We start from the raw sequence: 26,879 nt of genomic DNA, 5'->3' as shown, positions 1-26,879 counted from the left end.
CGCAACCGCCAACGCCTACCCGCCCACGGAACGGAGCGCCGGTGTACCCCACACGCATTGCCCTCAACTGTCTTGCGCGCACCAGCTGCATCAATGCGGCCAACACGGCCCGAAGCATGCAGCAGGTGGGGCTTGCCTTTGCGCTGGAACCGGCCCTGCGCTGGCTCTATCCCGCGCCCGCGGATCTGCGGCGCGCCCTGGCCCGGTACGCCGGACACAGCAATACCCACCCTTTTATGGCGCCGTTGTTTGTGGGCATTCTGCTCTCGCTGGAAGAAGGCGCGGCCCAGGGCGCGCTGCCCCCGGCCAACCTGGGCCTGGTGCGCGAAACCCTGGCCACGTCCCTTTCCGCCCTGGGGGACGCTTTTTTCAGCGGCACGCTGCTGCCCCTCTGGGCACTTTTGAGCGTGGCCCTGCTGCTGGCGGGGCATACGGGGCTTATGGCCGGGTTCACCCTGGCGCTGTTTCTGGCGCTGCTGCTGTTCCGCGCGGCCAGCTTCGCGGCCGGGCTGCGCTACGGCATGGCCGTGCTGGCGGGGCTTAGGCGGCTCAACCTCATCAACTGGGTGGACCGGCTCAAAATGGTTAACGCCGTGCTGACGGCCCTGGTCATCTGGCGGCTTCTGCCGGGCGACGCCCGCGCCTTCCCCTGGACAGGCTATGTGCTGGGCGCGCTGGCCGTACTTACGGCCGCCTGGCTGGTGGCGCGGCTCAGGCTGCCGCGCCTGCTGCTCTGGGCGCTCACCCTGGGCGTGCTGATTCTCATGGACGTAGGCCTGATTGGCATGTAGTATGAAGCCGTTGTCCGCCTCATGGCCGCGGGCCGGACAGCGGAAAGGGAGCACCATGGAAGACGCCATCGAACAAACCCCGCGCGGGCTGGCCCTGCGGGTGTGCCTGAACCTGCGCAACGGCCTGCACGCCCGCCCGGCGGCCCGTCTGGCGCAAGAGGCGCAACGCTATGCCGCTTCCATCCAGCTTATCAGCGATACGGGCGAGGTGGACGCCAAAAGCATGCTGGACATCCTTTCCCTGGCCCCGCCCGCCAATGCGGAGCTCACCCTGCTGGCCCAGGGCCAGGACGCCCGCGAAGCCCTTTGCGGGCTGGCCCGCTTTTTGAGCACCCTTCAGGACTGAACCATGGCACGCGCTCTTCTTTTTGGTACGCCCGTTTCCCCCGGCATTGCCATTGGCACGGTGCGCTTTATGCACCGCATGCGCCAGGATGAGGAACGCCGCATCCGCGCGGAGCAGGTCGCCGCCGAGCAGGACGTTCTGCGCGCCGCCGCCGCCGACGTGCGCGCCGCCCTGCAGGCCACCATGGAAAACGTGCCCGAAGACCTGGCGGAATACCGCGACGTCATCGCCGCCCAGATGGAAATCGTCCGCGACCCCAAGCTGCTCAACGCCGCCCTGGCGCGCATTGCGCGCAAGCAGGTCTGCGCCGCCTGGGCGCTCAAGCTCACGGTGGACGAGCTCTGCACCCTGTTCCGCGGCATGGACGACCCCTACCTGCGCGACCGCGCCCAGGACATCCGCGCCGTGGGGCTGCGCCTGCGCGACAGGCTCTCCGCCGATCCGGCCCAGGACGCGGGCAGCGAACCCGGCGTGCTGGCGGCCGAGGATCTCTCCCCGGCGGACGTCATGGAGCTGGATCTGGATAAGGTGCTGGGCATTGTCACCACAGAGGGCGGCCCCACCTCCCACACGGCCATCCTCTCGCGCGGGCTGCACATTCCGGGCCTGGCCGGCGTTACCGGGCTGGTGGACATTGCCCGGGAACGGGAACCCATCATCGTGGACGGCCTGGGCGGCTGCGTGCTGCTGGGCCCCGACGAGGCGGACCTGGCCCGCTACGCCAGCCGCCGGGATGCCTACACAGCTTGGGAAACCCGCACCCTCAAGGCCGCACACTGGCCCGCCGAGATGTGCGACGGCGTGCGCGTGGGCGTGCAGGCCAACCTGGAAAACCCCTCGGAGCTCGCCGCCGCGCAGGAATGCGGCGCCGACGGCGTGGGCCTGTACCGCACAGAATTTGCTTATTTTACCGACCGCCTGCCCACGGAGGAAGACCTGCTGCAGGAATACGCCGACGTAGCCCGCAGGCTGGCCCCGCAAAAAGTGGTCTTCCGCACCCTGGACGTGGGCGCAGATAAAATGCTCCACGCCCAGGCCGTGCTCAAGGAGCCCAACCCGGCCCTGGGCCTGCGCGGCATCCGCTTCTGCCTGCGCCACCAGGGCATCTTCCGCACCCAGTTGCGGGCGCTTATGCGCGCGGGGGCCAACGGCAACGTGGCCATCATGCTGCCCATGGTGGCCGCCATGGACGAGGTGCAGCAGGTGCGCCGCATTATGCAGGAGCTGCACCAGGACCTCAGCGCCCAGAACCTGCCCCACGCGGCGGCCCTGCCCCTGGGCATCATGATCGAAACCCCGGCCGCCGCCATGATCTGCGACGCCCTGGCCCGCGAATGCGACTTTTTCAGCATCGGCACCAATGACCTCATCCACTACATCATGGGCATAGACCGCAACAACCGGCATGTGGCTTACCTGAACGAGCCCCTGCACCCGGCCGTGGTGCGCTCGCTCAAGCGCGTCATCGACGCGGCCCACCGCGAGGGCATCGGCGTTTCCGTCTGCGGGGAGCTGGCTTCGGATCCCTTTGGTCTGGCCCTGCTGCTGGGCATGGGCGTGGACACGGTTTCGGCCGCGCCGCGCTTTGTGCCGGGCATGAAGCACCTTATCCGCCACTTCAACGCCGCCGACTGCATGGACCTGGCCCACAGCGTGCTCCTGAGCACGGACGTGGCCGCCTCCAAACGCATGGTGCGCGAAACCCTGCAACAATCCCTGGGGCACGAGCTGGCCTTCCACACCACCAGCCTGTTCACCCACAGTCAGCCATGAGCCAGAAAAACAGCGCCCTCGCCCAGAACAAAAAAGCCAGGCACCTCTATGAACTTTCGGAATTCACCGAGGCGGGCCTGGCGCTTACCGGCCCGGAAGTAAAAAGCATCCGCGCGGGCAAGGTCAACTTTGTAGACAGCTATGTGGAGTTTCGCCGGGGCGAGGCCTGGCTCGTCTCGCTGCACATCGCCCCCTACAGCAACGCGGGCTATGTCCCGCAGGAGCCGGACCGGGACCGCAAACTGTTGCTCCACAAGCGCGAAATCGCCAAATTTGCCGGCCTGGTGGCCCAAAAGGGCCTCACCGTGGTGCCCGTGCGCCTCTATATGAGCCGCGGCAAGGTCAAGGTGGAAATCGCCCTGGGCCGGGGCAAAAAGCTCCACGACCACCGCGAGACCCTCAAACGCCGCGCGGCGGAACGCGATATGGCCCGCGACCTGGCCTGAAGGCCCGCGGCGGCAAGGCGGCCCGCGCCGCCGCAATCGCAGCCCCGCATGCGGCAGCCTTCCGCCGCACTCGCTGTGCGTTGCGGTTGCGTCAGGCCCCTCCCCCACAACGAAGCGAACGTTCCCTCCCAAAGCAGCTTGCCCTTGAGACCATACGGCCTCAAGGGCAAGCAAGGCGCGCACTCCAACGCTTCACCCGCGGCAAAGCTGCACTTGCCCCTTTGCGGCGGGCGGCTGCTTGCGCAGCCGACAGAGCATTCCAGGAAAGAACTCCTCTATTCTTCCACCTTGCGGCCAGTCCAGCGGGCCAGGAAGGAAGCGGCGCTGTGGCCTGCATCCAGGTGCTTGAGCAGGGCGCTGCCGAAGACCACGGCGTCGGGCTGCGCGTCCGCGGGCAGTTCCTTGAGCTGGCCTGGTTCGCGCAGGCCGAAGCCCAGGGCCAGGGGCAGACCAAAGGCGGAGCGGGCGCGGCGCAGGGTCTCGGAGACCTGCGGGGCCAGATCCCTGCGTTCGCCGGTGATGCCCATGACCGAAACCACATAGGCGTAGCCCTCGCCCTCTGCGGCGTAAAGGGCCATGCGCTCCTCGCTGGTATTGGGCCCCACCAGGGGGATGAGGGCAATGCCTTCCTTTTTGAGGGCAGCGTGCAGGGCGCCGGATTCCTCATGGGGCAGGTCAGGCACAATAAAGCCGTGCACGCCGCCGCGGGCCGCGTCGCGGGCCAGATTTTCGTAGCCGTACTGCAAGAAAGGGTTGACGTAGCCCATGAGCACCACCCCGGCCTTGATCAGCCCCTTGCGCTCGCGCAGGGCGGTAAGAATGCCGCGCAGGCTCACGCCGTCGCTGAGGGCGCGGCGGGAAGCGGCCTCCACCACGGGGCCGTCGGCCACAGGGTCGGAAAAGGGCACGCCGATTTCAATGACGTCCGCACCGTTTTCGTCCAGCTCCATAAGCGCGGGCCAGAAGGCGCTGCGGTCCGGAAATCCGGCGGTAAGGAAGGGGATCAGGGCCGGACGGCCCTCGGCGTTGGCGGCGCGGATCTTTTGTTCAAGCAGATGCATGGCTATACCTCGCTGGCGGCAGCGTCCCGCCCCAGAGCCTTGGTGACGATGCCGAGGTCTTTGTCGCCCCGGCCGGAAAGATTGACCACCACCTGATCCCCGGCCTTAAAGGCGTGGGGATGCTGCAGCACCCAGGCCAGCGCGTGAGAGGACTCCAGCGCGGGCAGAATGCCTTCCGCGCGGCACAGGCGCTGAAAGGCCTCCAGGGCGTTGGTGTCCTTGACCATGGCGTAGTGCGCGCGACCGGTCTTTTGCAGCCAGGAATGCTCCGGCCCCACGCCAGGGTAATCGAGCCCGGCGGAAATGGAATGGGAAGGTTCCACCTGGCCGTCGCTGTTCTGGAGCAGCATGCTGTAGGCCCCGTGCAGCACCCCAGGCGACCCCAGGTTGAGCGGCGCGGAGTTGAAGCAGCCGGGCATGCCCTCGCCCGCCGCCTCCACGCCGATGATGCGCACCGTGTGGTCTTCCAGGAAGGGATGGAACATGCCGATGGCGTTGGAGCCGCCGCCCACGCAGGCCACCACGGCATCGGGCAGGCGGCCGGTTTTTTCCAGCATCTGGGCGCGGGTTTCCTTGCCGATAACGCTTTGCAGCATACGGACCAGGGTGGGGAAGGGGTGCGGCCCGGCGGCCGTGCCGAAACAGTAGTGCGTGGTCTTCTGGCAGGCAATCCAGGCGCGCAGGGCCTCGTTGATGGCGTCCTTGAGGGTGCGGGTGCCGCTTTCCACGGGGTGGACGTCCGCGCCCAGGAGCTTCATGCGGATGACGTTGGGGGCCTGACGCTCCACATCCTCCGCGCCCATATAGACGGTGCAGCCCATGCCCAGGCGCGCGGCGGCCGCCGCCGTGGCCACGCCGTGCTGGCCCGCGCCCGTCTCGGCCACCAGGGCGGTCTTGCCCATGTGCTTGGCCAGCAGGGCCTGGCCCAGAGTATTGTTGACTTTATGCGCGCCCGTGTGCAGCAGGTCTTCCCGCTTGAGCCAGAGGTCAAAACCCAGCTCGCGGGAAAGCGTGGGGCAGTGGGTCAGGGGCGTAGCCCGCCCGGCGTAGTTGTGCAGCAGGTCGTTCAGCTCTTCCTGAAACGCCCCGGTGGGATAGATGTCGCGCATGGCCGCTTCCACTTCCATCAGCGGCGGCATGAGCAGTTCGGGCACAAAGCAGCCGCCGAACTCGCCGAAATAACTGTTTTTCATGACATGTTCCCATTGCCTTTCGGGTTTGCGGCTGCAACGGCGGCCGCCATTTTGTCCGCATTTTTGCGCCCCGGCGCGTCCTCCACGCCGGAGTTGAAGTCCACGCCGCAGGGCGCGCACATGCTGAGCGCCGCACGCACATTGCCGGGGCCAAGCCCGCCGGCCAGCAGCCAGGGGTGCGGCGCGCGCAGGCAGCACAGGTCCGGCCATTCCAGCCGCCGCCCGCTGCCGCCGCCCTTGACGCCCGCGTCTAGCAGGTAGTAGGCGCAGGCCTCCGCGTGCCGACGCAGGGCAGTGTACAATAAAGCGCGATGACTGTAACGCTCCGGCCAGAGCACCCGGATGACCCGCTCCGCGCCCACGGCCTGAGCGCATTCCACGCTCTGGCCGCCGTGCAGCTGGGCCAGGTCCAGCCGGGCTGCGGCCATGATCGCGCGGATTTCCTCCGCATCCTGCTCCACAAAGACGCCTACCCGCAACAGGGGGCCCGTGTCCAGCGCGGCCGCGGTTTCGGGGCGCACGCCCCTGGGGCTGCGCGGATGAAAAATAAAACCGCCCATGCGCGCGCCCAGGCGCACGGCCTGGTCCGCATCCTCCTGCCGGGTGAGACCGCAGAATTTTACGAGCATGCTCCTTCCTCCGTTGGCGAACCCGGCGCAAGCAGCGCCCGCAGGGCCGCGCCGGGTCGGCCGCCCTCCATAAGCGCGCCGCCCACCAGGGCCGCTGCATAACCCGCGTCTGCCGCGGCGCGCAGATGCTCCGGCCGGCTCAGGCCGCTGGCGGCGATCCAGAGCTCTCCCTGCCTGGGCGGACAGGCGCGGGCCAGGGTCAGGCAGGCTTCCCGGTCCACCGTAAGTTTTTCCAGGTCGCGGGCGTTGACCTGGATAAGGCGCGCCCCGCTCTCCCTGGCCAGACGCAGATCGGCCGCGTCAAAAACCTCCACCACTGCCTCCAGCCCAGAGCTTTCGGCCAGCTCCCGCAGCGCGCGCAGCTGACCCGCCTCCGGCGTAAGCCGGACAATGAGCAGCAGGGCCGAAGCCGGGGTGGCCGCCGTGGCCCGCACCTGCAGGGCGTCAAAAATAAAGTCCTTGCGCAACAGGGGCGGACGCGGCCCCGCGTACAGCGCAGGGACGGCCGCGCGGGTCAGGTAGCCCAGGCTGCCGTGAAAGTGGGCCTCCTCCGTAAGAATGGAGAGGGCCGCGGCCCCGGCCCCGCGGTAGGCGGCGGCCACGTCCTCCACCTCCAGGGCCTCGCAGATGACCCCGCGCGAGGGCGAGGCCCGCTTGTACTCGGCAATGACGGCCAGCGGCCCCCGGCCTGGGGCGCGCAGCGCCGCCGTGAAGGAAGGCCGCGGTCCGGACAGGGGCGCGGGCAGAGCTCCCCGCGCCTCCAGCGCCCGCAGAGCCGCCAGTTCCTCGCGCTTGGCCGCGCGGAAGCGTTCAAGCAGCATCCAGCACCTTCCTGCCCGCACCGCCGCCCACGGCCTCCCGGGCGCGGGCCATGCACAGGGCCAGGTCCGCCTTTTCATCCAGCAGGTACAGGGCCAGGCCCACATTGAGCACCACCATGTCCATCATGGGGCGCGGCCCCTGTCCGGCCAGAATATCCTTGAGCACGGCCACGGCTTCTTCCTTGCTGTTCACGGCCAGGTCTTCCACTGTGCAGGGGCCGATGCCGAACTCCCGCGGGTCCAGGGTCATGGAAGTCACCGTGCCCTCGTGCAGCAGGGCCATTTGGGCGGGGCCGATGGGCGTCACCTCGTCGTAGTTGCCAGAACCGCAAACCACGGCCGCGCGGTAGAGGGGCGACTGGAGCAGGGTTTCGGCCACCAGGTCCACCAGCTCCGGCCGGGCCACGCCCATGAGCAGATGGCTGGGCCGGGCGGGATTGATCATGGGGCCCAGAATGTTGAACAGGGTGCGCACGCCCATTTCCTTGCGCACGGGGCCAATATTGGCGAAGGAAGGATGAAAGAAGGGCGCGAAAAGGAAGGCAAAGTTGCGCTTGCGCAGCATGGCGGCCACCGAGGCGGGGTCTTTGTCCAGAGCGATGCCTACGCCCTCCAGGGCGTCGGCGCTGCCGCACTTGGAGGACACGGCCCGGTTGCCGTGTTTGACGACCTTATAGCCCATGCCCGCCAGGGTCAGCGAAGTGGCCGTGGAACAGTTGAAGGAGTTGCGGCCGTCCCCGCCTGTGCCCACCACGTCAATGGTAGTGCCGGAGATGCCGTCCACCCGCACGGCGCGGGACAGGGCGGCGCGGGTGGCGTGGGCCAGCTCCAGAGGGCTTTCGCCCTTCATGCGCAGGCCCATGAGGAAGGCCCCGGCCTGGGCCGGACTCATCTTGCCGTCCATGAGGGCCGCAAAGCCGGCGGCGGCCATCTCCGCCGTAAGATCTTCCTTGCGGGCCAGGCGTTCCAGAATGCCGGCCATGTCGGCCGCGCCCGCGTCCCTATCCTTACTCACAATGGCCTGGGGGAAATTGCCCAGCAACCGCAGGCCCTCAGGGGTCAGCACGGATTCCGGGTGGAACTGCACGCCCACCCAGGGGCGGTCATTGTAACGCAGGGCCATGACCTCGCCCTCAGGCGCGCGGGCCGTGACCGTAAAGCGGGGGTTGGCCGCATCCTCGTCGGCGCGCACCACCAGGGAGTGGTAGCGCCCCACGCGCATGGGGTTGGGCAGCCCCGTGAACAGGCCCGTGCCGTCGTGGACGATTTCCGACTGCTTGCCGTGCATGATGCAGGGGCCCACCTCCACCCGCGCTCCGGCGTGCAGGCCCAGAAGCTGATGCCCCAGGCAGACGCCCAGCACGGGCACGCGGGGGTTAAGGCGGTTGAGAAATTCCGGGCAGAGGCCCGTATCCTCCGGGCGGCCAGGGCCGGGCGAAATGCAGACCATCTTGAGGTCCGGGCTTGCGGCCAGGTCCAGCAGGGCGGGGTCGTCGTTGCGGCGCACCTCGGGCTTGTGCCCCAGGGCGTAGAAGGCCTGCACCAGGTTGTAGGTAAAGGAATCGTAATTATCGATGAGCAGAAACATGGTCTTCATCCTCCGCACGCAGGGCCAGGCGCATGATGGCCGATTTGTTGCACACTTCCTTCCATTCCAGTTCCGGATCGGAGTCGTGGACGATGCCGCCGCCCGCCTGCCAGAACAACCGGCCTTCCTGCAGCCACATGCTGCGGATGGTGATGCCCGTATCCAGATTGACGCTGCCCTTATCCAGCCCCAGCCAGCCGATGCAGCCCGCATAAGGGCCGCGGGCGCGGCCTTCCAGCTGGCGGATGATTTCCATGGCCCGCACCTTGGGCGCGCCGGAAACCGTGCCCGCCGGGAAGGTGGCCGCCAGCACGTCCAGAGCGTCCTTGCCCTCGTCCAGCCGCGCCGTGACCCGGCTGGTAAGGTGCATAACGTGGGAGTAGCGCTCCACCTCCATATAGCGCTCCAGATTCACGGAGCCGGGGCGGGCCACCCGGCCCAGGTCGTTGCGGCCCAGGTCCACCAGCATGACGTGCTCGGCGCGCTCCTTGGGGTCGTCGCGCAGCTCGGCGGCCAGGCGGGCGTCCTCCAGGTCGTCGGCCCCACGCTTGCGCGTGCCCGCAATGGGCGAAAGCTGCAGCTGCCCCGCCGTGCAGCGCACCATGACCTCCGGCGAGGAACCCAGCAGGGTGATCTCCGGAAAGCGCATGTAAAACATGTAGGGCGAGGCGTTGAAGCGCCGCATGCGGCGGTAAAGCTCAAAAGGATCGCCCGAAAAAGGCGCGGAAAAACGCACCGAAGGCACCACCTGGATAGCCTCGCCCTGGCGCAGCATCTCCTTGATGCGCCGCACAAAATCCTTGTAGCCTTCCTCGCCGGGTTCGGCGCGGACGGTCTGCGGGTCCAGCAGGGCCCCCTGCCCCGCCTCGCCGGGCTCCAGGGGCTGCCTGGCCCCCATAAGGGCGCGGTGGTCGCCCAGGCTCACCTGGCAAAGCCGGTTGTAGAGGTGATCAAAGACCAGCACCGTGGCCGGCAGCATAAGCTGGCAATCGGCCTCTTCCGGCGGCATGAGCGCGGCCAGCTTGGGATTGAACAGCCCGGCCATGCCGAAGCCCAGGTAGCCGTACAGGGCGCGGGTGATGGGCGGCAGATCGGGCACGTTGGCCGGCGGCGCAATCTCCATGGCCCCCATGAGGGCGCGCAGGCCCTCCACAAAGGGGCGGCCTTCAAACCTTTTGAGCCCCGCCAGGCCTTCGTCCAGCACGGTGAGGGCCAGGCTGCCCCCCCGGCAGGCGACGAACAGGGCGGCATCGCAGGCCAGAATGCTGTAACGGCCCCAGCGGCCGTCCACCTCGGCGCTTTCCAGCAGAATGCCGTTGTCCTGCCCCACCATACCCATAAACAGGCTGATGGGCGTATCCATATCCGCCGGCAGCCAGCGGGCGGACTGTTGCAGCCTGATTTCCGGCTGCGCGTTCCCCTTGTTGTGCATTTGCGGCTTCCTTCAGGTTAAGATCGCAAAAAAAAGCGCCGTCTCCTTGTGGGGAGACGGCGCTCACATACAGCCAAACCAACGTACCGGAACCTTAGGCCCGCACGTCTCCCCCACGCAGTTGTTTGCGCCACCACCAGCCCTGAAGGCTGAAAAGAATGGTGTGGGAAAGACGGGTCATACGAACCTCTCGCTTCCTTGTTTCCAGGTAACTTACCCGCGCGGGCCGCCCTTGTCAACAAAAAACGGCGAAAAATCCCCTTTCCGCCGCAAGCCGCGCAGGACGGAAAGGCCGGCCCGCAGCAAGCCTATGCCGTGTCCGTTTTGCGGCGGGTCGCCTCCGGCCGCACCCAGCGCCGCACGGCTTCGGCCAGACATTCGGGGTCAATGGGCTTGGACAGGTGGTCGTTCATGCCGGCGGCCAGGCTTTTTTCGTGGTCGCCCGCCATGCCGTTGGCCGTCAGGGCAATGATGGGCAGATCGCGGCAGCGCTCCGTGGCCCGCAGCTCCCTGGTGGCAGTCAGACCGTCCATCTCAGGCATGTGGATGTCCATGAACACGACCGCATAGTCGTTGCGCAGGGCCATCGCCACGGCTTCGCGGCCGTTGTCGGCAATGTCCACGGTAAGGCCTGCCATTTCCAGCAGTTCTTTGGCCACCAGCTGGTTGATCTCATTGTCCTCAGCCAGCAGCACCCGCAGGCCGCGCTGCTCCGCGGGCAGCAGCGGGCAGGAGGCCGCCGGCGCCGCGGGGGCGCGGGCCGCCGCATCCGCGCCGAACACGCCCCGGATGGTGTGCAGCAGGAGAGCGGGGCTCACGGGTTTGATCAGAAAATGCCGGATGCCCTCGTCCCTGGCACGGCGCATGATTTCTTCCCTCCCGTAGGCCGAGACCATGATGACAGTGGGGATGCGGGACAAATCCGGGCAAGCGCGAATCCGCCGCACGGCTTCTATGCCGTCCACGCCGGGCATTTTCCAGTCCATAAGTACCAGGTCGTAGGGCTCGCCAGCGCGTCCGGCCCGCATCAGCTCGTCCAGGGCCTCGCCCCCGCTGGCGGCCTGACCGGGCTGGAAGCCCATGCCCTCCAGAGCCTGGCACAAAATTTCCCGCCCGGTGGCGGAATCGTCCGCCACCAGCACCCGCAGGCCCGGCAGATCCGCAACGTCCAGCGTCAACGCGGCCGAACGCCGCGCCTGGCCTGCCACAGCCCGGAACCGGGCCGTGAAAAAGAAGGTGCTGCCCTCCCCCACGGCGCTCTCCACCCAGAGCCTCCCGCCCATGAGGTCCGCAAGCCGCCGGCAGATGGAAAGCCCCAGCCCCGTGCCGCCGAACCGCCTGGTGGTGGAGGTGTCCGCCTGGGCAAAGGGCTGAAACAGCCTGGCCGCCTCAGCCTCGCTCATGCCGATGCCCGTATCCTGCACGGAAAAACGCAGGGTGACGCAATCGCCCTCCAGGGCCTCGCGCTGCACGGCCACCAGCACTTCGCCCCGGTCCGTGAACTTGATGGCGTTGTCCACCAGATTGATGAGCACCTGCCCCAGGCGCAGGGGATCCCCCACCAGCAGATCGGGCACGTCCGGGCTCAGGTGCAGCAGCAGATCCAGCCCCTTATCTTCGCTCTTGGCTGTTTCCAGCCCCATAAGCTGCTCCAGCACTTCCTCCAGGGCAAATTCCGTCTGCTCCATTTCCAGGCGACCGGCTTCGATTTTGGAAAAATCCAGAATGTCGTTGATGATCCGCAGAAGTGCGCGGGCGGAAGCGGCACTATGCCGAAGGTAATCGTGCTGCCGGGGGGTGAGCTCCGTCTGCAGGAGCAGATGGGTCAGGCCCATGATGGCGTTCATGGGCGTGCGGATCTCGTGGCTCATGTTGGCGAGGAATTCGCTCTTGGCCCTGTTGGCGTCTTCCGCAGCCTGTTTGGCCTGCTCCATAACCTGGCGGCTTTCCACCAGATCCGTCACATCGCGGCAGTCTTCAATAACGCCCCGGAGCTCGCCTTCGGGCGAAACAAGGGGGGTGAAGACCAGGTCGCAGTACACGGGGCGGCCGGTCAGCGTACGGCGCAGGGCGGTGCCGGAGGCGCGGGCTTCCCCGGCCAGCACGCGCTGCACCAGGCCCACGGTCACGCCGCCGTCCTCGTCCAGGGGGCCGCCGCCGGGCGCGCCCGGCGTTGTTTTCCGGCCATGGCCGAAGAGCCGCAGGTAGGCGGCATTAACCTCCCGCACCTGCAGGTTGCAATCAATGACCCGCATGCCGCCGCCGGAAGCGTTGAAGATCTGGGCCATTTCCGCCTCGGCCCGGCGCGCCTCCAGCTCCGCCCGCCGCCGTTCGGTCACGTCCGTTCCCGTAAACACAAGGCCGAACAGACGCCCCGCATCGTCATGAAGGGGCACAGTGACCACCTCCACTTCTCGCGGTTCCCCGTCCTTGTTGTACAGAACAGCCTGGAACTGACGCATCCGGCCGGAGGCCATAACCTCCCGGTCCACCAGGTCAGCCGCCGCAGCCCTTTCTGGTGGCAGCATGCCGCTGTTGGTCCCGCCTTCCAGTTCGGACGCAGGGCGACCCCAGAATTCCTCAACTCTCCTGTTCACCAGCAGGCAGCGGCCTTCCACGTCCTTAAGGATCACCAGACTGGGCAGGTGGTCCACAATGGCCCGCAGTTGCTGCCCGCGCCGCTCCAGGGCCTCGGCATTGGCTTCGGCCGCGTCCAGGGCCCGACGCCGGGCCTGCGACTCTCGCGCAAGGCGGCGGTTCCACAGCAGGGTGACCCCCAGCAGACTGCCCCCGAACAACAGGCCCGCCGCCGTCAGCCGCCAGACAAACGTCCAGTCCGTGGTCCGCTCCACCTGCAGGTTGGTCCAGCGCTCCGCCAGGCCCGCCACGGCGTCCGGGGGCAGACTGTCCAAAGCCTTGTCGAGAATGCCCGCCAGTTGCGGCCAATCGCCGCGCACGGCCAGGCGCGCCTCGTAGTTCAGGCCAGGTAGAAGCACTGGCCGCAGATCATTGACCGCGCCGTTGCGCAGGGCATAATCCGCCGCCATGGCCAGATCCACCACCGCATCGTACGCGCCCTGCCGCAGGCCCAGGAACCCGTTTTCCGCGCTGCGCAAGGGAACCAGCCTTGCGCCGGGAACCAGCTCACGCAGGCGGGCCGCCAGGCCGTGGTGGTTGTGCACGGCAAGGATCTTGCCCTCCAGGTCCGCCGGACTGGCGATCAGGCGGTCGCTGTTGCGCATGACGGCCGCCAGCGGCAGCGAAAGAAAAGGACGGGTGAACAGCCAGGGCGGCGCAGCGGCCTGGCCGTCGTCCATAAAGGGGATCAGGTCCGCCTCCGCCGCGGGGTCGCCCGCCGGGCTTTTTTCCCCCAGGCGGGTCGGCGCCACTGCTGCGCCTGCCTGGGCGGCCAGCAGCCGCACCACATCCAGGCTCAGCCCGCGCAGCTGCCCCCCACTGACAAATTCCAGCGGCGGCCACTGGCCGTGCAGGCCCACCCGCCAGCGGGGATGCGCGGCAAGCCAGGCCTGCTCCTCCGCGCCAAGGCGCAGCTCGCGCCGCATTTTACCCCACATGCGTTGGTCGCGGTTGCGTATCCAGCGATCTTCCAGGGCCATCAGCTCCTGGCGGCTGATGCGGGCAAAGCCTTCCTCCAGCAGGGGCAGCAGGTCCGCATTCTCCTTGAGCACAGCGGGGTGCAGGCTGCGCGTGAACAAAGGGATGGCCTTGGGGACAAAGCGCGTGGTGAGCCCCAGGGCGTCTATGGCCGTGTAAACAGCCGGGAAGTTGCCGGCCAGGCCCTGCGCCCGGCCGTAGACCACGGCCATGATCATGGCGTCGACAGTCTGCACGGGCAGGAGCCGCAAGGCAGGGCAGCGTTCGCGCAAGTAGGATTCCTGCACCGAATCCTTGAGCACGGAGATGGCGGCCGCGCCCAACTGCGCGGGGTCGCTGATTCTGGGATTGTCGCCTTCCGCCGCCAGCAGGAGGCCGACCTGGACAGGATACAGGGGCGGGCCGAAGTGCGCCCAAGCCGCCCGCTCCCCGGTGATGTGCATGCCGAAATGGATCTGGGCCCGGCCCGTGCGCAGATCCGCCACGGTGGCGTCCCAGGGGCCCATGCGGAAGACCACGGCGCGCCCCGCCTTCCTGCCCCACAGCCGCCAGAAATCCACCAGCAGACCCGCCGGCTCTCCGGTCTTGGCCACAAAAGAAAGTGGCTCGTTGCCCGTCATGCAGGCTATTGTCAGGGGCTGCCCGGCCCTGCCTTGCGCAGGCGCGGCGTGCGCCGCAAAGGCCAGACACAGCAAGAGCCATCCGCCCCATAGGAATGCGACGCTTCTGGGCATGGCTTACCCGCCGGATTTTTTTTGCGAAAAGCCTTTATGTAGCTCTTAGTATGAAATACATAGCAAACTATGCAATAAAAAACAACAAAATATTGCTATACAATTTTTTTGCAGTTACTGTTTCTTTTTATCGCATTGATACAAAAAAATATTCCCCTAATGCGTCCATCTCATTGACCGATAACAAATAAAGGCATTCCCGTGGAGCTGCGCAATGTTCCGGCGCGGCTGCAGGCCCGCAGCGCAGGACGCGCCCGGCCTGCGGCAGGCGGGCGCGCACAAGGCAATTTTCAGGAGGTTCAGGCTTAAGGAGGCCACACATGAAGATGGGATTAATGCAAAAGATGCTGCTCATTATCCTTCTGCCGGCCATTGTCGGCCTGTTGCTGGTGGCCGGCCTGAGCTACCGCATGTCCGAAGGAACGCTGCGCCAGCAGATCCGGCAGGATATTCTTATCTTGCTGAGCAACCAGAAGATCGGCCTGCACGCCGTCTTTGAAGGCGTGCAGGAAGCCCTGAGCCTGCTGGCGGAAAACAACCGCGTCAACGCCTTTCTGGACGCCCACAATGCGGGCCTGCCGGAGGCGGAGCTGCGGCCCCTGTTCCAGCGGGCGGACGAGGCCCTCAAAGCCTTTACGGAACGCAATTCCAAGGTATCCTTCTGCGGCTTCATGGATCCCACGGGCCTGACCATCGCCCACCATGTGAAAGGCGAAAAAGAGCACAGCACCTCCGTGGGCAAAAATTTTTCGCAACGGGAATACTACAAGCGCGGCATAGCCGGAAAGACCACAGTCCTGGGCCTGATCAGCGCCACCACGGGCAAGGTGACCACGGTCATCGCCATGCCCCTTATGGATGGCTCAAAAGTCAAGGGCGTGCTCTGGACCGGGGTGGACAACTTCAGTCTGGCCGAGGCCACCACCAACCAGGTCCGCTTCGGAGAGCGGGGCGGCATGTACGCCTATGACCTCAAGGGGCGGATCATCCTGCACCGCGACCCCAAACGCATGGGCAGCGATGAAAGCAAGAACCCTTTAGTGCAGCAAATGCTCGCCGCGGAGGACGGCCGGGCAAGTTACACCGATGCCGAAGGCAGAGAAAAAATCGTCTACTACACGCGCCTGCCGGAAGAAGGCTGGACGCTTTGCCTGGAATTTGACAGGGCGGAGCTGTACGCCCCCATCACAACCATGCTGCGCAACAACGTCTTTCTGGCGCTGGCCTGCGCGCTGGCGGTGGGCGTGATCATCGTTCTGGCCGCGCGCGCCATTGTGCGCCTCCTGGGCGGGCTTTCCGGCCTGGCGGAGGCTGTGGCCGGCGGCCGCCTGGAGCCCGACGCCCACGAGCGCGCCTTGCTGGCAGCGGCCGCCCGCCGCAAGGACGAATTCACCGTGCTGGGCGAAGGCATGGAGCATATGGTGGGCAACATCAAAAAGCTGCTGGATGAAGGAGAACAAAAAAACCAGGCCGCGCAACAGGCCACGGAAGAGGCCCAGGCGGCCACAGCCAGGGCCGAAGCGGCGGCCAGCCAGGCGGAAAGCGCCAAACGCGAAGGCATGCTGGCCGCGGCCGCCCAGCTGGAAGAGGTGGTCAAGGCCATTGGCGCGGCTTCCGACCAACTTTCCGCCCAGATTGAGCAATCCAACCACAGCGCCGACGCATCCGCCCGACGCCTGGACGAAGCCGCCACAGCCATGAATGAAATGAACGCCACCGTGCAGGAGGTGGCCCGCAACGCCTCCGCGGCCTCGGCCGTCTCCACTGAAACCCGCTCCAACGCTGAAAGCGGGGCGCGCATCGTGCAGCAGGCCCTGCAGAGCATCGGCCAGGTGCAGAGCGTTTCCCAGGCGCTCAAGGAGGATATGAACCAGCTCAACGGGCACGCCCAGGCCATCACCAGGATCATGAACGTCATCTCCGACATTGCGGACCAGACCAACCTGCTGGCCCTGAACGCCGCCATTGAAGCCGCCCGCGCGGGCGACGCGGGCCGCGGCTTTGCCGTGGTGGCCGACGAGGTGCGCAAACTGGCCGAAAAGACCATGGCCTCCACCAACGATGTGGGCAGCGCCATCACGGCCATCCAGTCCAGCACCGCACAGAGCGTGGCAGCCATGGACAAGGCCCTGCACGAGGTGGAAACCGCCGCCGACTTCGCCGGGCAGTCCGGCAAGGCCCTGGAGGAAATCGTGGGCAACGTGGAGGCCACGGCGGATCAGGTGGGGGCCATAGCCACGGCCAGCGAGCAGCAGTCCGCCGCCAGCGAGGAGATCAACCAATCCATTGTCCACGTCAACGAGCTCTCCGGGCAGACGGCCCAGGCCATGCGCGCCGCCACGACGGCAGTGGCGGACCTGGCCGCGCAGGCCCAGCGCCTGAGCGCCCTTATCGCCGAGCTGCAGCAAAGCTGACGCAACGCCGCAAACGCAACAGGGCCGGGGAGACAACCCTTCCCCGGCCCGTTGCAGCAGCGCACGGGACGGCCCATCCTCCCGTGCGCTGCGCGTTTGCCTGCAGCGTTCCAGGCGCGGCAGGCTCCGCAGAATGCGGCCTGCCTGCCGTTATGCGCCAGGACATTTCAAAGCTGAAATGCCCTGGCGGCTGCGCAAGAGACGCCCGGCGTGGAGGCGTAAATGCAATTCAGCTGCGCTGGCAAGCCGGAACGAGCGTGCCGTCAACTTTGAGAATGGCTATTTTCAAAGATAGTCTGCGCTACTGGATGGATTTATACCCGTCGTAGGTTTTGAGCTTGCCGGTCAGCCTGGGCGCATCGTTGATCAGCGCAGGCACGCGCACGCCTTCCCGCAGTTTTTGCAGCCAGCCTTCAGCCTTGGCGCTCAGCAGCACGGGCTTGTCCTTACCCAGCAGCTGCACCTCCGGCCGGGGCCAGAAGTAGCCCCCGTTCTCATTGCGGCCCTGCAGTACATAGCGGGTCTGCCCCTGCTTGACGGCCTCGGCCACGGTGAGTTTTTTGCCGTTCTGGTACAGGGCCACGGCAGCCAGGATGCCCGCGTCGTCCTTACGCGCGCGGTTGAGCGCCAGGCCCAGGGCCGTATCCGCATATTCGCTCACAAAGTTGAAGTCGCCCTGAGAATCAAAGGCCACAAAAACCGGCCCCCGGTTGCGGTAAAGGGGCAGAATCAGTTTGGAAATGCTCTCGGTCTTGCCCTTGCCCTGGGTCTGGGCATGGAAGTCGTAGTCATAGGCATTTATGTAACGGCCGTTTTTCTCCTTATTGGTCATGGCCAGCACGCCGTCCACGCCTTCAATGCCGAAAACCTCCGGGCTCACGGCGGCGGAAATGACGTCGATAAACGAAGCGGAACACACCCAGGCGTCAAAGCCGTTGGCCTCCAGCGCGTGGAACAGCTCGCGCATTTCCGGCGAGACGGTTATGCCCTGCTTGAAGCTGATGGAAAGCGGTCCCGCCTTGGAACCGGCATAGGCCGCCGGACTTTTCCAGGTGATCTTCCGCCAGAAATCTTTTTCGCTGCTGGCCTTGGCATAGTAGGTAAAGGCCTCGTGGGCCAGATCGTAGACCTGCTGTGGGGTCATGCCCGTAAACCAGTAGGTGATCCAGGGGTAGGACACGGAAACGTCCATGGTGTCGCCAATGGCGTCGTACAGCCAGCGGGCCTTGGCGGCAAATTCCTTCCAGTCGTCGCTGGCCATCCACGCCGCCTTGCCGGCGGCCCGGGAGCCGTCCGCGGCCACATAGCCCTTGGCGTACAGCCGTTTGTAGGCGGCGGCGGCGTCCGCGGCCACCGTGGCCACCGTCAGGCCCCCCCAGTCCTTGCCCAGGTCTTTATTGACGTCCGGCACGCCGGTGGTCAGCACGGCGTACATCTGCTCCGGCGGCACGGCAAAGCGCAGATTCTCCAGCTGATAGATGGCCAACTGTTCTTCCACGTCCAGGATGGAAACGGTATTGTCAAAATCAAACACCGCGTAAGGGCGGATGGACGGATTGTAGCCTGGGCTGCCCTTGCCGTAGAGCACGAACATTTCATTGATGCTTTGCCGCACCGTGGGCTCCCACCGCTCGCTCTGGAGCATGATCGGATTCGCCGCCGCGGCCAGCCCGGCCCACAGCATGCCCGCCAGCACGAGCACGGCACAAAGGCTTTTTCTTTTCCCAACCATTATACATCCCTCCGTTATCTGTAAGTGCCAAACCAGGCGCGCAGCGCGCGATACAGGCCACAGCGGCCGCAGATTGTTTGGGCATTGCAGGCTCCATACCACGCACAGAGGATTTGCATCTTTGCGCAATCGTTACAACTTTGCGTCAAAGCCCGCAGCGCTCGCACAGCGCGACAATACAAATATGACACATCATGCCCAAATGCGGCACAAAAATGCTTCGCCGCCGCGCTGCGCGAGCCCGCTGCCCGCGCCAGAACCATAAATCAGGCGGGATGCGCCAAGGGGCTGCGCCACCGCACGCGCAGCACCGCATGCAATAGCGATAACAATCCACTTGCCTGCTTTTGCAGGGACGTTCTATTTTATAGCGATTACATAAAGTAATTCTAGAAAATTTTTAGACTGCAAGAAAAGAATAAAAAAGGGGGAACATGGTTTATGTTCCCCCTTTTTACTATTGTGGACGATAGATTTTTTGTGTAGGTTTTGCCCAGCGCATTGGCGCGCTTTTTGCTTTATCAGTTTTGCGTCGGCAAAAAAGCGCCACCGGCCATATGACGCCGCGCCGCGGTCAGCCCCAGCAAAATGGCCCCGGCCTGAGCGACGTTGAGCGAATCAAAGGGCCGGGCCAGCGGAATGCGCAGCACCGTGCTGCAGCGCTTGAGCACGCCGGGCCGCAGGCCTTTGTCCTCATTGCCCAGCACCAGCACGGCGGGCAGGCGCAAAGGCGCGGCAAAAGCGTCCGTGGAGCCTGGCCCCACCCCTGCGCCGTACACGGCAAAACCTGCTTCTTCGGCGCTGTCCAGGGCGCGGGCCAGGTTGGTCGCCCGGGCCACGGGCAAACGCTCCAGGGCCCCGGCGGCGGCCCGCCGGGCGGCCGGGCCCAGGTAGGCGCTGTTGTGGCGCGGCAGCAGAAGCCCCGCACCGCCCAGGGCATAGAGCGTGCGGCAAAGCGTGCCCACGTTGCCGGGGTCCTGCACCTGGTCCAGGGCCACAATGAGCGGCAGGGGCGCTTCCGCCGCTGCGGCCAGCAGCTCAGGGAGCTCGCAGAAAACCGCCGCGGTCAGCCGGGCCACCACCCCCTGATGGGCCACGGGCGTGCGGCCTCCCCCGGCGCGATCGCCGCCGTGGATGGGGCGGCACAGGCGGTCCAGGGCGACCGCGTCCACCAGGGTAAAGCGCACGCCGCGCTCCCGGCAGAGGGCCTGCACCGCCAGGGCCTCGGGGCCGCGCAGGCCTTTTTTGCAGAACACGCAGTCGATGTGTTGCGGATCGCTGGACAAAAGCTCCAGCACGGGCTTGAGGCCGGGAAGCAGCGGAGCTGCGTCGTCAATATGGGACATGGGCGTCTCCACGCGGGCACGGGCCGCAGGGGGCGGCCGAAAAAGGTAACCAGCGGCCTTGCGGCCGCGCCAACATCCAGACGATGGTCTACGGCATCTCGGCGGCCCCTGGCAAGCCGACGAGGCCTATGGAGAACGCTATGGATCGCCTTGGGAGCCGGCAACAGCCGGCAACGGTTCGGGGATTGTTTCTGCTTGTCTGCTGCTGCCTTGTGCTGGCCGGGGGCTGCGCCTCGCGCCAGGGCGCGGGGGACAAGGGCAACATGCCCTCGCTCCTGGTGCCCGAGGACAATTCTCCGCCCCTCTCCAACGCGGAGCTGGCCGCGCTCAAATCCGCCGGCCATGTGGACAAGGATATTCCGCAGGCGGCCATGCCCGATGTGGCCCGCCAGTACAAATATTTTCTGCGCCAGGGCCGCCCCACCATGCAGGTCTTTTCCAAGCGGGCGGAGCACTACCTGGCCTATGCCCGCAAGGTTTTCCGCTCTCGCGGCATGCCGGAAGACCTGGCCTATCTGGCCATTGTGGAAAGCGGCTACCGGCCCGACGCCAAATCGCCCGCAGGCGCGGCCGGGGCCTGGCAGTTCATGCCCTCCACGGGGCGGCAGTACGGCCTGACCCAGGACTGGTGGACGGACGAACGCCTGGACCCTTACCAATCCACCGAGGCGGCGGCGGATTATCTGCAGAAACTCTACGGCGAGTTCGGCGACTGGCCCACGGCCATCGCCGCCTACAACGCGGGCGAGGGCAAGATGGGCCGCGCCATGCAGGGCACGGGCGGCAAGGATTTTTTTGAGGTCAGGGCCCGCAACCATATGCTGGACGACAAAGCCCGGCTGCGGGAGGAGACCAAGCAATATGTGCCCCGCTTCATGGCCGTGACCAAAATTATGCGCAATCTGCCCCAGCTGGGCTTTACCCCCGTCAATCCGGAAACCGCGCCGGAAGTGCGGCGCTTTACGGCCCGGCCGGGCACGGACCTCATGGCCCTGGCCAAAGCCTGCCGCCTGGACTGGGAAGACTTCCGCTCTTACAACCCTCACCACAAGCGCCCCATTTCCGATACAAGCCGCAGCACCTTTGTCTATCTCCCCGCCATGCGCGAAGGAGAAGCCACGGCCTTTCTGCGCTCCCCCCAGTGCGCGCCCTACGCGGGCTGGACTGTGGCGCGGGTGGGCAGCAGCGCCGATTCCTGGAGCAAAATCAGCCGCCGCTGCGGCGTGCCGGAAGCGCGCCTGCGCGCGCTGAACCCCGGCAACGGCAGCCTGCGCGCGGGCGAAACCGTGCTGGTGCCCCGCTCAGCGGACATGTCCGCCCGGGCCGTGGCCGCCCTGGACGCCCGCCCCGCGCCCGGCAAAAAAGGAAAAGCCCCCAGCGCCGTGGCCCGCGCAGGGCAGGGCCAGGGCAAGGACGCCCGCCACACCCTGCGGGCGGATGAAACCCTTTACGCCGTGGCCCGGCGCTATGGGGTGAGCGTCCAGGACCTGCAGGAATACAACGGCATAGCCAACCCCAACAGGATCCACGCCGGAGCGGAGCTGCGCATTCCCGGCCGCGGCGGCTCCGCGCCCCGCACTGTGGCCAACAAAAACGCCGACGGCGGACGCCGGGTCTACACCGTGCAGAGCAACGACAACCTGTGGAAAATCGCCCGCGCCCACAACGTGAGCGTGGAAGACCTGCAACGCTGGAACAAGGTGGACCCCAAATCCTTGCGGGCGGGCGCGACCCTGGTGGTGCGCCAGTAACCCGGCGCGCGGCCGGATCCGGTGGGTCAAAACTGCCGTCGGCCGTCGCAGAAAACAATATTATTTAATAAAATACAGTCATTATAAATATTGGCAGCTTTTTTGCAAAAAGGGGGAGCGGAGATTCCGTTCCCCTTTTTTACCATAAAGAGGTTGTCATGACGCCCGTCATCTGGCTGCTGGGGCTTTCCGGCAGCGGCAAAACCACCCTCGGTTCCCTGTTGCGCCTTTATCTGGAGGGCCGGGGCCAGGCCACGACCCTGCTGGACGGCGACCGCTTCCGGCGCGAACACGGCTTCCACGGCTTCCGGCCGGAGGACCGCCGCCGCAACATTGACGCCCTGCGCGACGCCGCCGCCAGGGAGCAGGCCCTGGGCCGGGTCTGCATTGTGGCGGCCATCACGCCCTATGCGGACATGCGCCGCAAAAACCGCGAGCTGCTGCCCCGCTACCGCGAGGTCTGGGTGCGCTGCGGGCTCGCCACCCTGCTGCAGCGCGACACCAAGGGGCTGTACAGCGCCGCCGCCCAGGGGCGAGTAGACCGGCTTTCCGGCGTTTCCGACGCTTTTGACGCCCCGCGCGAGGCCCACGCCGTTATCGATACGGATCGCCGCACCCTGGCGGAGTGTTATGAGCTGCTGCGCAACCTGACCCTGGACGCCCTGGAGGGACAGGACGAAACCCGCCCGGCCCTGCCGCCTGCGCGCCCCGTGCTGCGGCCCTGCATTGCGCTGTAGCGCGGCGGCCCTACGGGTTCCGCCCGCCGGAGGTGCCGGAAAACTGACGGGAAACAAAGGCCGCGTAGTCGTCGGTCATGCCGGAAATAAAGTCCACCACGCGCAGGTAGGCGGTGTAAAGGTCGTCGTCCGCGCCCGGCGCGTTGGCCCCCATGAGGGTCAGGGCGCGGGTTTCACGGTAGCTCATGGGCAGGCGCTTGCATGAATTGTGGCAGGCGGGGATAAAGACGTCCAGAAGCCGCCGGTACAAGGTATAAGTGCCTATTTCCAGCGCGGTTTTCTCTGGGTTGTTCATGATTTTGCTGGTGAATATCTCTTTGGCGGCGTCCATAAAGGTCCGCACCTGCGGCTGGGCGTGGCGCAGCAGGTCGCCCTCCAGTTCCCCGCGCATGATTTCCTCATAGTGCTGCGCAAAGGTCAGCGCCACAGAGGGGATGATCTCCCCCATGGCCAGGGTGCGCAACATGCCGGCGCGCCGGCGGTCCGAATCCAGGAGCTCAAGTCCGGCCGCGCCGCCCTTCTTTGCCAGCAGCGGCTCCATAACCGCGCGCAGATCCGCGTAGCCGATGATGCGCAGCTCGCGCGCATCCTCCATGTCAATGATGCGGTAGCAGATGTCGTCCGCCGCCTCCAGCAGGTAAGAGAGCGGATGCCGCCGCCAGGGGCCCTCCCCCAGGCCCAGAACCCCGAACACCTCGGCAAAAAGTTCCCGCTCCGCCATATAAAAATTGAATTTGTGGCTGCCCTGGCCCAAGGCCTCATGGGCTGAGCGGGGGTATTTGACCAGGCTGGCGATGACCGGAAAGGTCAGGCGCAGCCCGCCGCGATCCTTATTGTTCTCCAGCGCGTTGATGACCCGGAAGCCCTGGGCGTTGCCGTCAAAAGCCTCAAAATCGGCCTGCTCCGCGCGGGAAAGGGCGTAAAAATACCGGCGCTGGAGCTCAGGATCGCAAAACCAGTCGCGGATGGCTTCCTCCCCGGCGTGGCCGAAGGGCGGGTTGCCGATGTCATGGGCCAGGCAGGCGGCCTGCACGATCTGCCCCAGGTGTTCCGGCCCGTAGGGGGCGGGCAGATCACCGCGCTCCCGCAGGGCGGCCCCGGCCGTCATGGCCAGGGAGCGGCCCACGCAGCCCACTTCCAGCGAGTGGGTCAGGCGATTGTGGATGTGGTCGTTGCGCACCAGGGGATGGACCTGCGTTTTCCGCGCCAGCCGCCGGAACGAGCTGGAAAAGGCCAGGCGGTCGTAATCCACCAGAAAAGGATTGCGCACGGCGTCCGGCGCGTCCAGCCGCCGCCCCTCGCCCGTCTTGCGCCACGGGGCCAGAAGGCGCTCCCACTGTGCAGCATATGCGTTCATAGCTCCTCCACAGGCCGCAGAATAGGGGCAAGCGGCCTCTGCCGCAAGCCCGCGCGGGCTTTTCTTTCCCGCCGCTCCCTGATAGCGTGTCAGGAACACATCTCAATATCTTGGAGGGGCGCATGAAGGAACAGACCGTGGCCCAACTGCTGGTGGACTGCCTGCGGGCCGAGGGCGTCCACTACGTTTTCGGCATTCCCGGCGAGGAAAACATCCATCTGGTGCGCGCCATAGCCGATTCGGGCGACATCCGCTTCATCCTGGCCCGGCATGAGCAGGGCGCGGCCTTTATGGCCGATATTTACGGCCGCCTTACGGGCCAGGCCGGGGTCTGCTCCGCCACCCTGGGGCCTGGGGCCATTAACCTGCTCCAGGGCGTGGCCGACGCGCAAACCAATTCAAGCCCCCTGCTGGCCCTTTCCGCCCAGGTGGGCCTCAAACGCATCTATAAGGAATCACACCAGATCGTTGACCTGGTGGGCATGTTCCGCCCCGTGACCAAGTGGGCGGACACGGTGCTCACCCCGCAATCCCTGCCGGAAATGGTGCGCAAGGCCTTCCAGACCGCGCAGGAGGAACGCCCCGGCGCGGCCTACCTGGCCCTGCCGGAAGACGTGGAGGCCGCCCCGGTTCCGGCTGGGGCCCGCCCCCTGCCCACGGCGGCAAACGCCAAGGCCATCCCCTCCCCGGCGGCGGTAACCGAGGCCGCGCGCCTTTTGCGCGCCGCGCGCAAACCCGTGATCCTGGCCGGGCACGGTGTGGCCCGCACGGGCAACGCCCCGGTGCTGGCGGCCTTTGCCGAACGCTACCAGGTGCCTGTGGCCACCACCTTTATGGGCAAGGGCGTCATCAGCGACCGCAGCCCCCAATCCCTGGGCGTCATCGGCTTCATGCGGCACGACTATGAAAACTGCGCCTTTGACCAGGCGGACGTGATCCTTTCCGTGGGCTACGAACTCCAGGAATTTGCCCCGGAGCGCATCAACCCCCGCGGCGACAAGACCATCATCCACATCAACACGTTTCTGCCGGATACGGACGCCCACTACGCCACCGCCGTCAACATCACGGCAGACGCGGGCCTGGCCCTGGCGGCGCTCTCCAAGGCGCTGGGCGAAGGCGCGCTGCTCTCGGCCGGGCGCGGGGCCACCATCCGCCAGCTGGTGGAGGCGGAGCTGGCCAAGGGCCGCGCCAGCGACGCCTTCCCCCTCAAGCCCCAGCGCCTGGTGGCCGACATCCGCGCCGTCATGGGCGACGAGGACATCGTGCTGGCCGACACGGGGGCCATAAAGATGTGGATGGCCCGCCTCTACCCCACCTACGCCCCGCTCACCTGCCTGGTTTCCAACGGGCTTTCCACCATGGGCTTCTCCCTGCCGGGGGCCATAGGCGCGCACCTGGCCCGGCCGGAGCGCAAGGTTCTGGCCGTCATGGGCGACGGCAGCTTTCTCATGAATTCGCAGGAAATGGAAACCGCCGTGCGCGAGAACATCCCCCTCAAAATTCTGATCTGGGTGGACAACAGCTACGGCCTTATCAAGTGGAAGATGGACATGGCCTCAGGCTCACACGCCTGCGTGGACTTCGGCAATCCGGATTTCACGGCCTACGCGGCCAGCTTCGGGGCCAAGGGCTACCGCGTGGAAAGCGCGGCGGCGCTGCGCCCCACCCTGCAGCAGGCTCTGGACGAGCCTGGCGTCTCCCTGGTGGCCTGCCCCGTGGACTACAGCGAAAACATGGCCCTGATCGACACCCTGGGCGAGCTGACCCCGGCCCTTTGCCTCATGGATTCGCTCTGAGCGCATTCCAGCCTTGAAACGCCGCAAGCTCCAACCTGCGTTCGCCCCGCACGGTTCAGCGCTGGCAGTGCGGGCAGCAGACCGTGGCGCGGCCCGCCACCCGGAGCTTCTGCAAAGGCCTGCCGCAACGGGTGCAGGCCTCCCCGCCCCGGCCATAGACGGCAAAACAGTTCTGAAATGCGCCCACGTCGCCGTTGGCGTCGCGGTAGTCGCGGATGGAGCTGCCGCACTGGGCTATGGAACGCAGCAGCACGTCCTTGAGGCAGGCCAGCAGACGGGCGCTCTGGGCGGGGGTAAGGCTGTCCGCCTTGCGGCGGGGGTCCAACCCGGCGGCAAACAGGCTTTCGTCCGCATAAATGTTGCCCACGCCCGCAATGGTCTTCTGGTCCAGCAGCACGGCCTTGAGGGCGGATCTGCGGCTCCGCAGCAGGGCTGCGAAATCCGCCGCCCCAAGCTCCAGCGGCTCCGGCCCCAGATCCCGCCAGAAGGACCAGCGGGCCAGGATGTCCGGCGTGGCGGCCAGCACCAGGCCAAAGGCCCGCACATCGTCAAAGAACAATTGCCGCGCCTCCCCGGCGGGCGTGCGGAAGGCAAAAACGCAGCGGGTGTACGGCCCCGGCGCGCAGGCCGCGTCCACCGTGCGCACCCGGCCTGTCATGCGCAGGTGGATGGCCAGGCGCAGGCCCGTGGCCGCGCGCAGGGCCGCGTCTACGGCTGCACCCGGGTCCAAATCCAGCAAAAGCAGTTTGCCGCGCCGCCCCACTGCCGCCACCCGCACGCCGTCCAGGCGCTCCAGGGGCAGGCTTAAAGGGTGCAGGCTGCTCGCGCGCAGCGCCCGGGCCGCGCCCAGACGACAGCCCAGCACCTGCGGCCGCAGGGTGCGGGCCACGGTTTCCACTTCAGGCAATTCCGGCATGGGACATTCCTTTTATCCGCAAAATCTTCGCGCAGGGCCCCGCCCCGGACGGACGTGCAGCGCACGGTTGCGCCCCGCCCCCCGCTTGCGTACTATGAAGGCACGGCATCCAAACCAAGGAGGCAGACTATGAGTACCCCAAAAACCGCCAAAACCGACGACTATACCACCTGCCCGGCCTGCCGGGGCACGGGCAAGAACAGCGACGGCACGGCCTGCTACGAATGCCACGGCACGGGCAAACGCCAGCAGGCCTGTGAAATTCCCGAAGGCCCGGAACACGAAGGCCAGTGCGACTAGAGCAGAATAACTTTGAGCATATGCATTCTCAAAGTTAAGGATACGCTCGTTCCGGCGCTTAACAGCGCAAATACTCTGCGCTTGCGCCTGCACGACGG

At 66.3% G+C, this 26,879-nt stretch carries 20 protein-coding genes; 9 read left to right on the top strand and 11 right to left on the bottom strand.

Translation table 11 applies throughout. The features are described from left to right. Positions 1-41 precede the first annotated feature (41 nt). The 4 genes from BLS55_RS07440 to smpB are packed head-to-tail and all read left to right on the top strand — an operon-like array spanning position 42 to position 3,356. Entirely contained in the window at positions 42-791 is a 750-nt protein-coding gene (locus BLS55_RS07440) for a PTS system mannose/fructose/sorbose family transporter subunit IID (RefSeq protein WP_092153912.1), read from the top strand. 55 nt (positions 792-846) lie between these two features. Beyond that, entirely contained in the window at positions 847-1,137 is a 291-nt protein-coding gene (locus BLS55_RS07435) for an HPr family phosphocarrier protein (protein ID WP_092153910.1), read from the top strand. Positions 1,138-1,140: 3 nt separating this feature from the next. Continuing rightward, complete coding sequence (ptsP, locus tag BLS55_RS07430) at positions 1,141-2,910, top strand: phosphoenolpyruvate--protein phosphotransferase (RefSeq protein ID WP_092153908.1); 1,770 nt, start codon at positions 1,141-1,143, stop codon at positions 2,908-2,910. Beyond that, positions 2,907-3,356, top strand: coding sequence for an SsrA-binding protein SmpB (gene smpB / locus BLS55_RS07425; RefSeq protein WP_092153907.1), 450 nt, complete (start codon positions 2,907-2,909; stop codon positions 3,354-3,356). Before ptsP ends, smpB begins: the two co-directional genes overlap by 4 nt. A 275-nt stretch (positions 3,357-3,631) precedes the next feature. On the opposite strand, the gene trpA is transcribed toward smpB, so the two are convergent. The 7 genes from trpA to BLS55_RS07390 form a co-directional block, all read right to left on the bottom strand. Beyond that, positions 3,632-4,423 carry a tryptophan synthase subunit alpha gene (gene trpA / locus BLS55_RS07420; RefSeq protein ID WP_180365422.1) on the bottom strand — a complete coding sequence of 264 codons (792 nt, stop codon included), beginning with the start codon at positions 4,421-4,423 and terminating at the stop codon, positions 3,632-3,634. After that, positions 4,420-5,610: a tryptophan synthase subunit beta gene (gene trpB / locus BLS55_RS07415; RefSeq protein ID WP_092153903.1), complete on the bottom strand. Its 1,191-nt coding sequence runs from the start codon at positions 5,608-5,610 to the stop codon at positions 4,420-4,422. Before trpB ends, trpA begins: the two co-directional genes overlap by 4 nt. Further along, on the bottom strand, positions 5,607-6,239 hold the full coding sequence (locus BLS55_RS07410) for a phosphoribosylanthranilate isomerase (protein ID WP_092153901.1): 633 nt from the start codon (positions 6,237-6,239) through the stop codon (positions 5,607-5,609). Before BLS55_RS07410 ends, trpB begins: the two co-directional genes overlap by 4 nt. Beyond that, entirely contained in the window at positions 6,230-7,060 is an 831-nt protein-coding gene (locus BLS55_RS07405) for an indole-3-glycerol phosphate synthase TrpC (protein ID WP_092153899.1), read from the bottom strand. The genes BLS55_RS07410 and BLS55_RS07405 overlap by 10 nt, the downstream gene beginning before the upstream one ends. After that, entirely contained in the window at positions 7,050-8,648 is a 1,599-nt protein-coding gene (trpD, locus tag BLS55_RS07400) for an anthranilate phosphoribosyltransferase (protein ID WP_092153897.1), read from the bottom strand. The genes BLS55_RS07405 and trpD overlap by 11 nt, the downstream gene beginning before the upstream one ends. Continuing rightward, positions 8,629-10,080, bottom strand: coding sequence for an anthranilate synthase component I family protein (locus BLS55_RS07395; protein ID WP_092153895.1), 1,452 nt, complete (start codon positions 10,078-10,080; stop codon positions 8,629-8,631). The genes trpD and BLS55_RS07395 overlap by 20 nt, the downstream gene beginning before the upstream one ends. Before the next feature lie 308 nt (positions 10,081-10,388). Beyond that, a complete protein-coding gene (locus BLS55_RS07390; protein WP_092153893.1) occupies positions 10,389-14,429 on the bottom strand; it encodes a response regulator in 4,041 nt (1,346 codons plus the stop codon). Between the two features lie 320 nt (positions 14,430-14,749). On the opposite strand from BLS55_RS07390, the gene BLS55_RS12095 reads away from it, so the two are divergent. Next, positions 14,750-16,843: a methyl-accepting chemotaxis protein gene (locus BLS55_RS12095; protein WP_180365420.1), complete on the top strand. Its 2,094-nt coding sequence runs from the start codon at positions 14,750-14,752 to the stop codon at positions 16,841-16,843. A gap of 301 nt (positions 16,844-17,144) precedes the next feature. Here the strand turns inward: BLS55_RS12095 and BLS55_RS07380 are convergent, their stop codons facing one another. After that, positions 17,145-18,575 carry an HAD family hydrolase gene (locus BLS55_RS07380; RefSeq protein WP_092153891.1) on the bottom strand — a complete coding sequence of 477 codons (1,431 nt, stop codon included), beginning with the start codon at positions 18,573-18,575 and terminating at the stop codon, positions 17,145-17,147. A 521-nt stretch (positions 18,576-19,096) separates the two neighbouring features. After that, positions 19,097-19,921 carry a TrmH family RNA methyltransferase gene (locus BLS55_RS07375; protein ID WP_092153889.1) on the bottom strand — a complete coding sequence of 275 codons (825 nt, stop codon included), beginning with the start codon at positions 19,919-19,921 and terminating at the stop codon, positions 19,097-19,099. A gap of 185 nt (positions 19,922-20,106) precedes the next feature. On the opposite strand from BLS55_RS07375, the gene BLS55_RS07370 reads away from it, so the two are divergent. After that, positions 20,107-21,672, top strand: coding sequence for a lytic transglycosylase domain-containing protein (locus tag BLS55_RS07370; protein WP_257243174.1), 1,566 nt, complete (start codon positions 20,107-20,109; stop codon positions 21,670-21,672). A gap of 158 nt (positions 21,673-21,830) precedes the next feature. Continuing rightward, on the top strand, positions 21,831-22,409 hold the full coding sequence (locus tag BLS55_RS07365) for an adenylyl-sulfate kinase (protein ID WP_092153884.1): 579 nt from the start codon (positions 21,831-21,833) through the stop codon (positions 22,407-22,409). 10 nt (positions 22,410-22,419) lie between these two features. On the opposite strand, the gene BLS55_RS07360 is transcribed toward BLS55_RS07365, so the two are convergent. Next, a complete protein-coding gene (locus tag BLS55_RS07360) occupies positions 22,420-23,766 on the bottom strand; it encodes a deoxyguanosinetriphosphate triphosphohydrolase (RefSeq protein WP_092153882.1) in 1,347 nt (448 codons plus the stop codon). Positions 23,767-23,888: 122 nt separating this feature from the next. On the opposite strand from BLS55_RS07360, the gene BLS55_RS07355 reads away from it, so the two are divergent. Then, positions 23,889-25,565 (top strand): acetolactate synthase large subunit, encoded by a 1,677-nt coding sequence (locus tag BLS55_RS07355; RefSeq protein ID WP_092153880.1) that lies wholly within the window; start codon positions 23,889-23,891, stop codon positions 25,563-25,565. A gap of 55 nt (positions 25,566-25,620) precedes the next feature. On the opposite strand, the gene mutM is transcribed toward BLS55_RS07355, so the two are convergent. Further along, positions 25,621-26,481 (bottom strand): bifunctional DNA-formamidopyrimidine glycosylase/DNA-(apurinic or apyrimidinic site) lyase, encoded by an 861-nt coding sequence (mutM, locus tag BLS55_RS07350; RefSeq protein ID WP_092153878.1) that lies wholly within the window; start codon positions 26,479-26,481, stop codon positions 25,621-25,623. A gap of 129 nt (positions 26,482-26,610) precedes the next feature. Between mutM and BLS55_RS07345 the strand changes: the two genes are divergently transcribed. Then, positions 26,611-26,781 (top strand): chaperone protein, encoded by a 171-nt coding sequence (locus BLS55_RS07345; protein ID WP_092153876.1) that lies wholly within the window; start codon positions 26,611-26,613, stop codon positions 26,779-26,781. Positions 26,782-26,879: the final 98 nt, after the last annotated feature.

It is taken from the genome of Desulfovibrio legallii, from assembly GCF_900102485.1.
Classification (GTDB): domain Bacteria; phylum Desulfobacterota; class Desulfovibrionia; order Desulfovibrionales; family Desulfovibrionaceae; genus Desulfovibrio; species Desulfovibrio legallii_A.
Note: the sequence above shows the minus strand (reverse complement) of the source record. Positions and strands in the feature narration are given on the sequence as shown.

Excerpts from the sequence above, each read along its gene's own strand:
- BLS55_RS07365 (WP_092153884.1), top strand. The coding sequence starts at position 21,831 with ATGACGCCCGTCATCTGGCTGCTGGGGCTTTCCGGCAGCGGCAAAACC.
- BLS55_RS07390 (WP_092153893.1), bottom strand. The coding sequence starts at position 14,429 with ATGCCCAGAAGCGTCGCATTCCTATGGGGCGGATGGCTCTTGCTGTGT.
- ptsP (WP_092153908.1), top strand. The coding sequence starts at position 1,141 with ATGGCACGCGCTCTTCTTTTTGGTACGCCCGTTTCCCCCGGCATTGCC.
- BLS55_RS07435 (WP_092153910.1), top strand. The coding sequence starts at position 847 with ATGGAAGACGCCATCGAACAAACCCCGCGCGGGCTGGCCCTGCGGGTG.
- BLS55_RS12095 (WP_180365420.1), top strand. The coding sequence starts at position 14,750 with ATGAAGATGGGATTAATGCAAAAGATGCTGCTCATTATCCTTCTGCCG.
- trpD (WP_092153897.1), bottom strand. The coding sequence starts at position 8,648 with ATGTTTCTGCTCATCGATAATTACGATTCCTTTACCTACAACCTGGTG.
- mutM (WP_092153878.1), bottom strand. The coding sequence starts at position 26,481 with ATGCCGGAATTGCCTGAAGTGGAAACCGTGGCCCGCACCCTGCGGCCG.
- BLS55_RS07410 (WP_092153901.1), bottom strand. The coding sequence starts at position 6,239 with ATGCTCGTAAAATTCTGCGGTCTCACCCGGCAGGAGGATGCGGACCAG.
- trpB (WP_092153903.1), bottom strand. The coding sequence starts at position 5,610 with ATGAAAAACAGTTATTTCGGCGAGTTCGGCGGCTGCTTTGTGCCCGAA.
- BLS55_RS07360 (WP_092153882.1), bottom strand. The coding sequence starts at position 23,766 with ATGAACGCATATGCTGCACAGTGGGAGCGCCTTCTGGCCCCGTGGCGC.
- BLS55_RS07380 (WP_092153891.1), bottom strand. The coding sequence starts at position 18,575 with ATGGTTGGGAAAAGAAAAAGCCTTTGTGCCGTGCTCGTGCTGGCGGGC.
- smpB (WP_092153907.1), top strand. The coding sequence starts at position 2,907 with ATGAGCCAGAAAAACAGCGCCCTCGCCCAGAACAAAAAAGCCAGGCAC.
- BLS55_RS07345 (WP_092153876.1), top strand. The coding sequence starts at position 26,611 with ATGAGTACCCCAAAAACCGCCAAAACCGACGACTATACCACCTGCCCG.
- BLS55_RS07405 (WP_092153899.1), bottom strand. The coding sequence starts at position 7,060 with ATGCTGCTTGAACGCTTCCGCGCGGCCAAGCGCGAGGAACTGGCGGCT.
- BLS55_RS07375 (WP_092153889.1), bottom strand. The coding sequence starts at position 19,921 with ATGTCCCATATTGACGACGCAGCTCCGCTGCTTCCCGGCCTCAAGCCC.
- BLS55_RS07395 (WP_092153895.1), bottom strand. The coding sequence starts at position 10,080 with ATGCACAACAAGGGGAACGCGCAGCCGGAAATCAGGCTGCAACAGTCC.
- BLS55_RS07355 (WP_092153880.1), top strand. The coding sequence starts at position 23,889 with ATGAAGGAACAGACCGTGGCCCAACTGCTGGTGGACTGCCTGCGGGCC.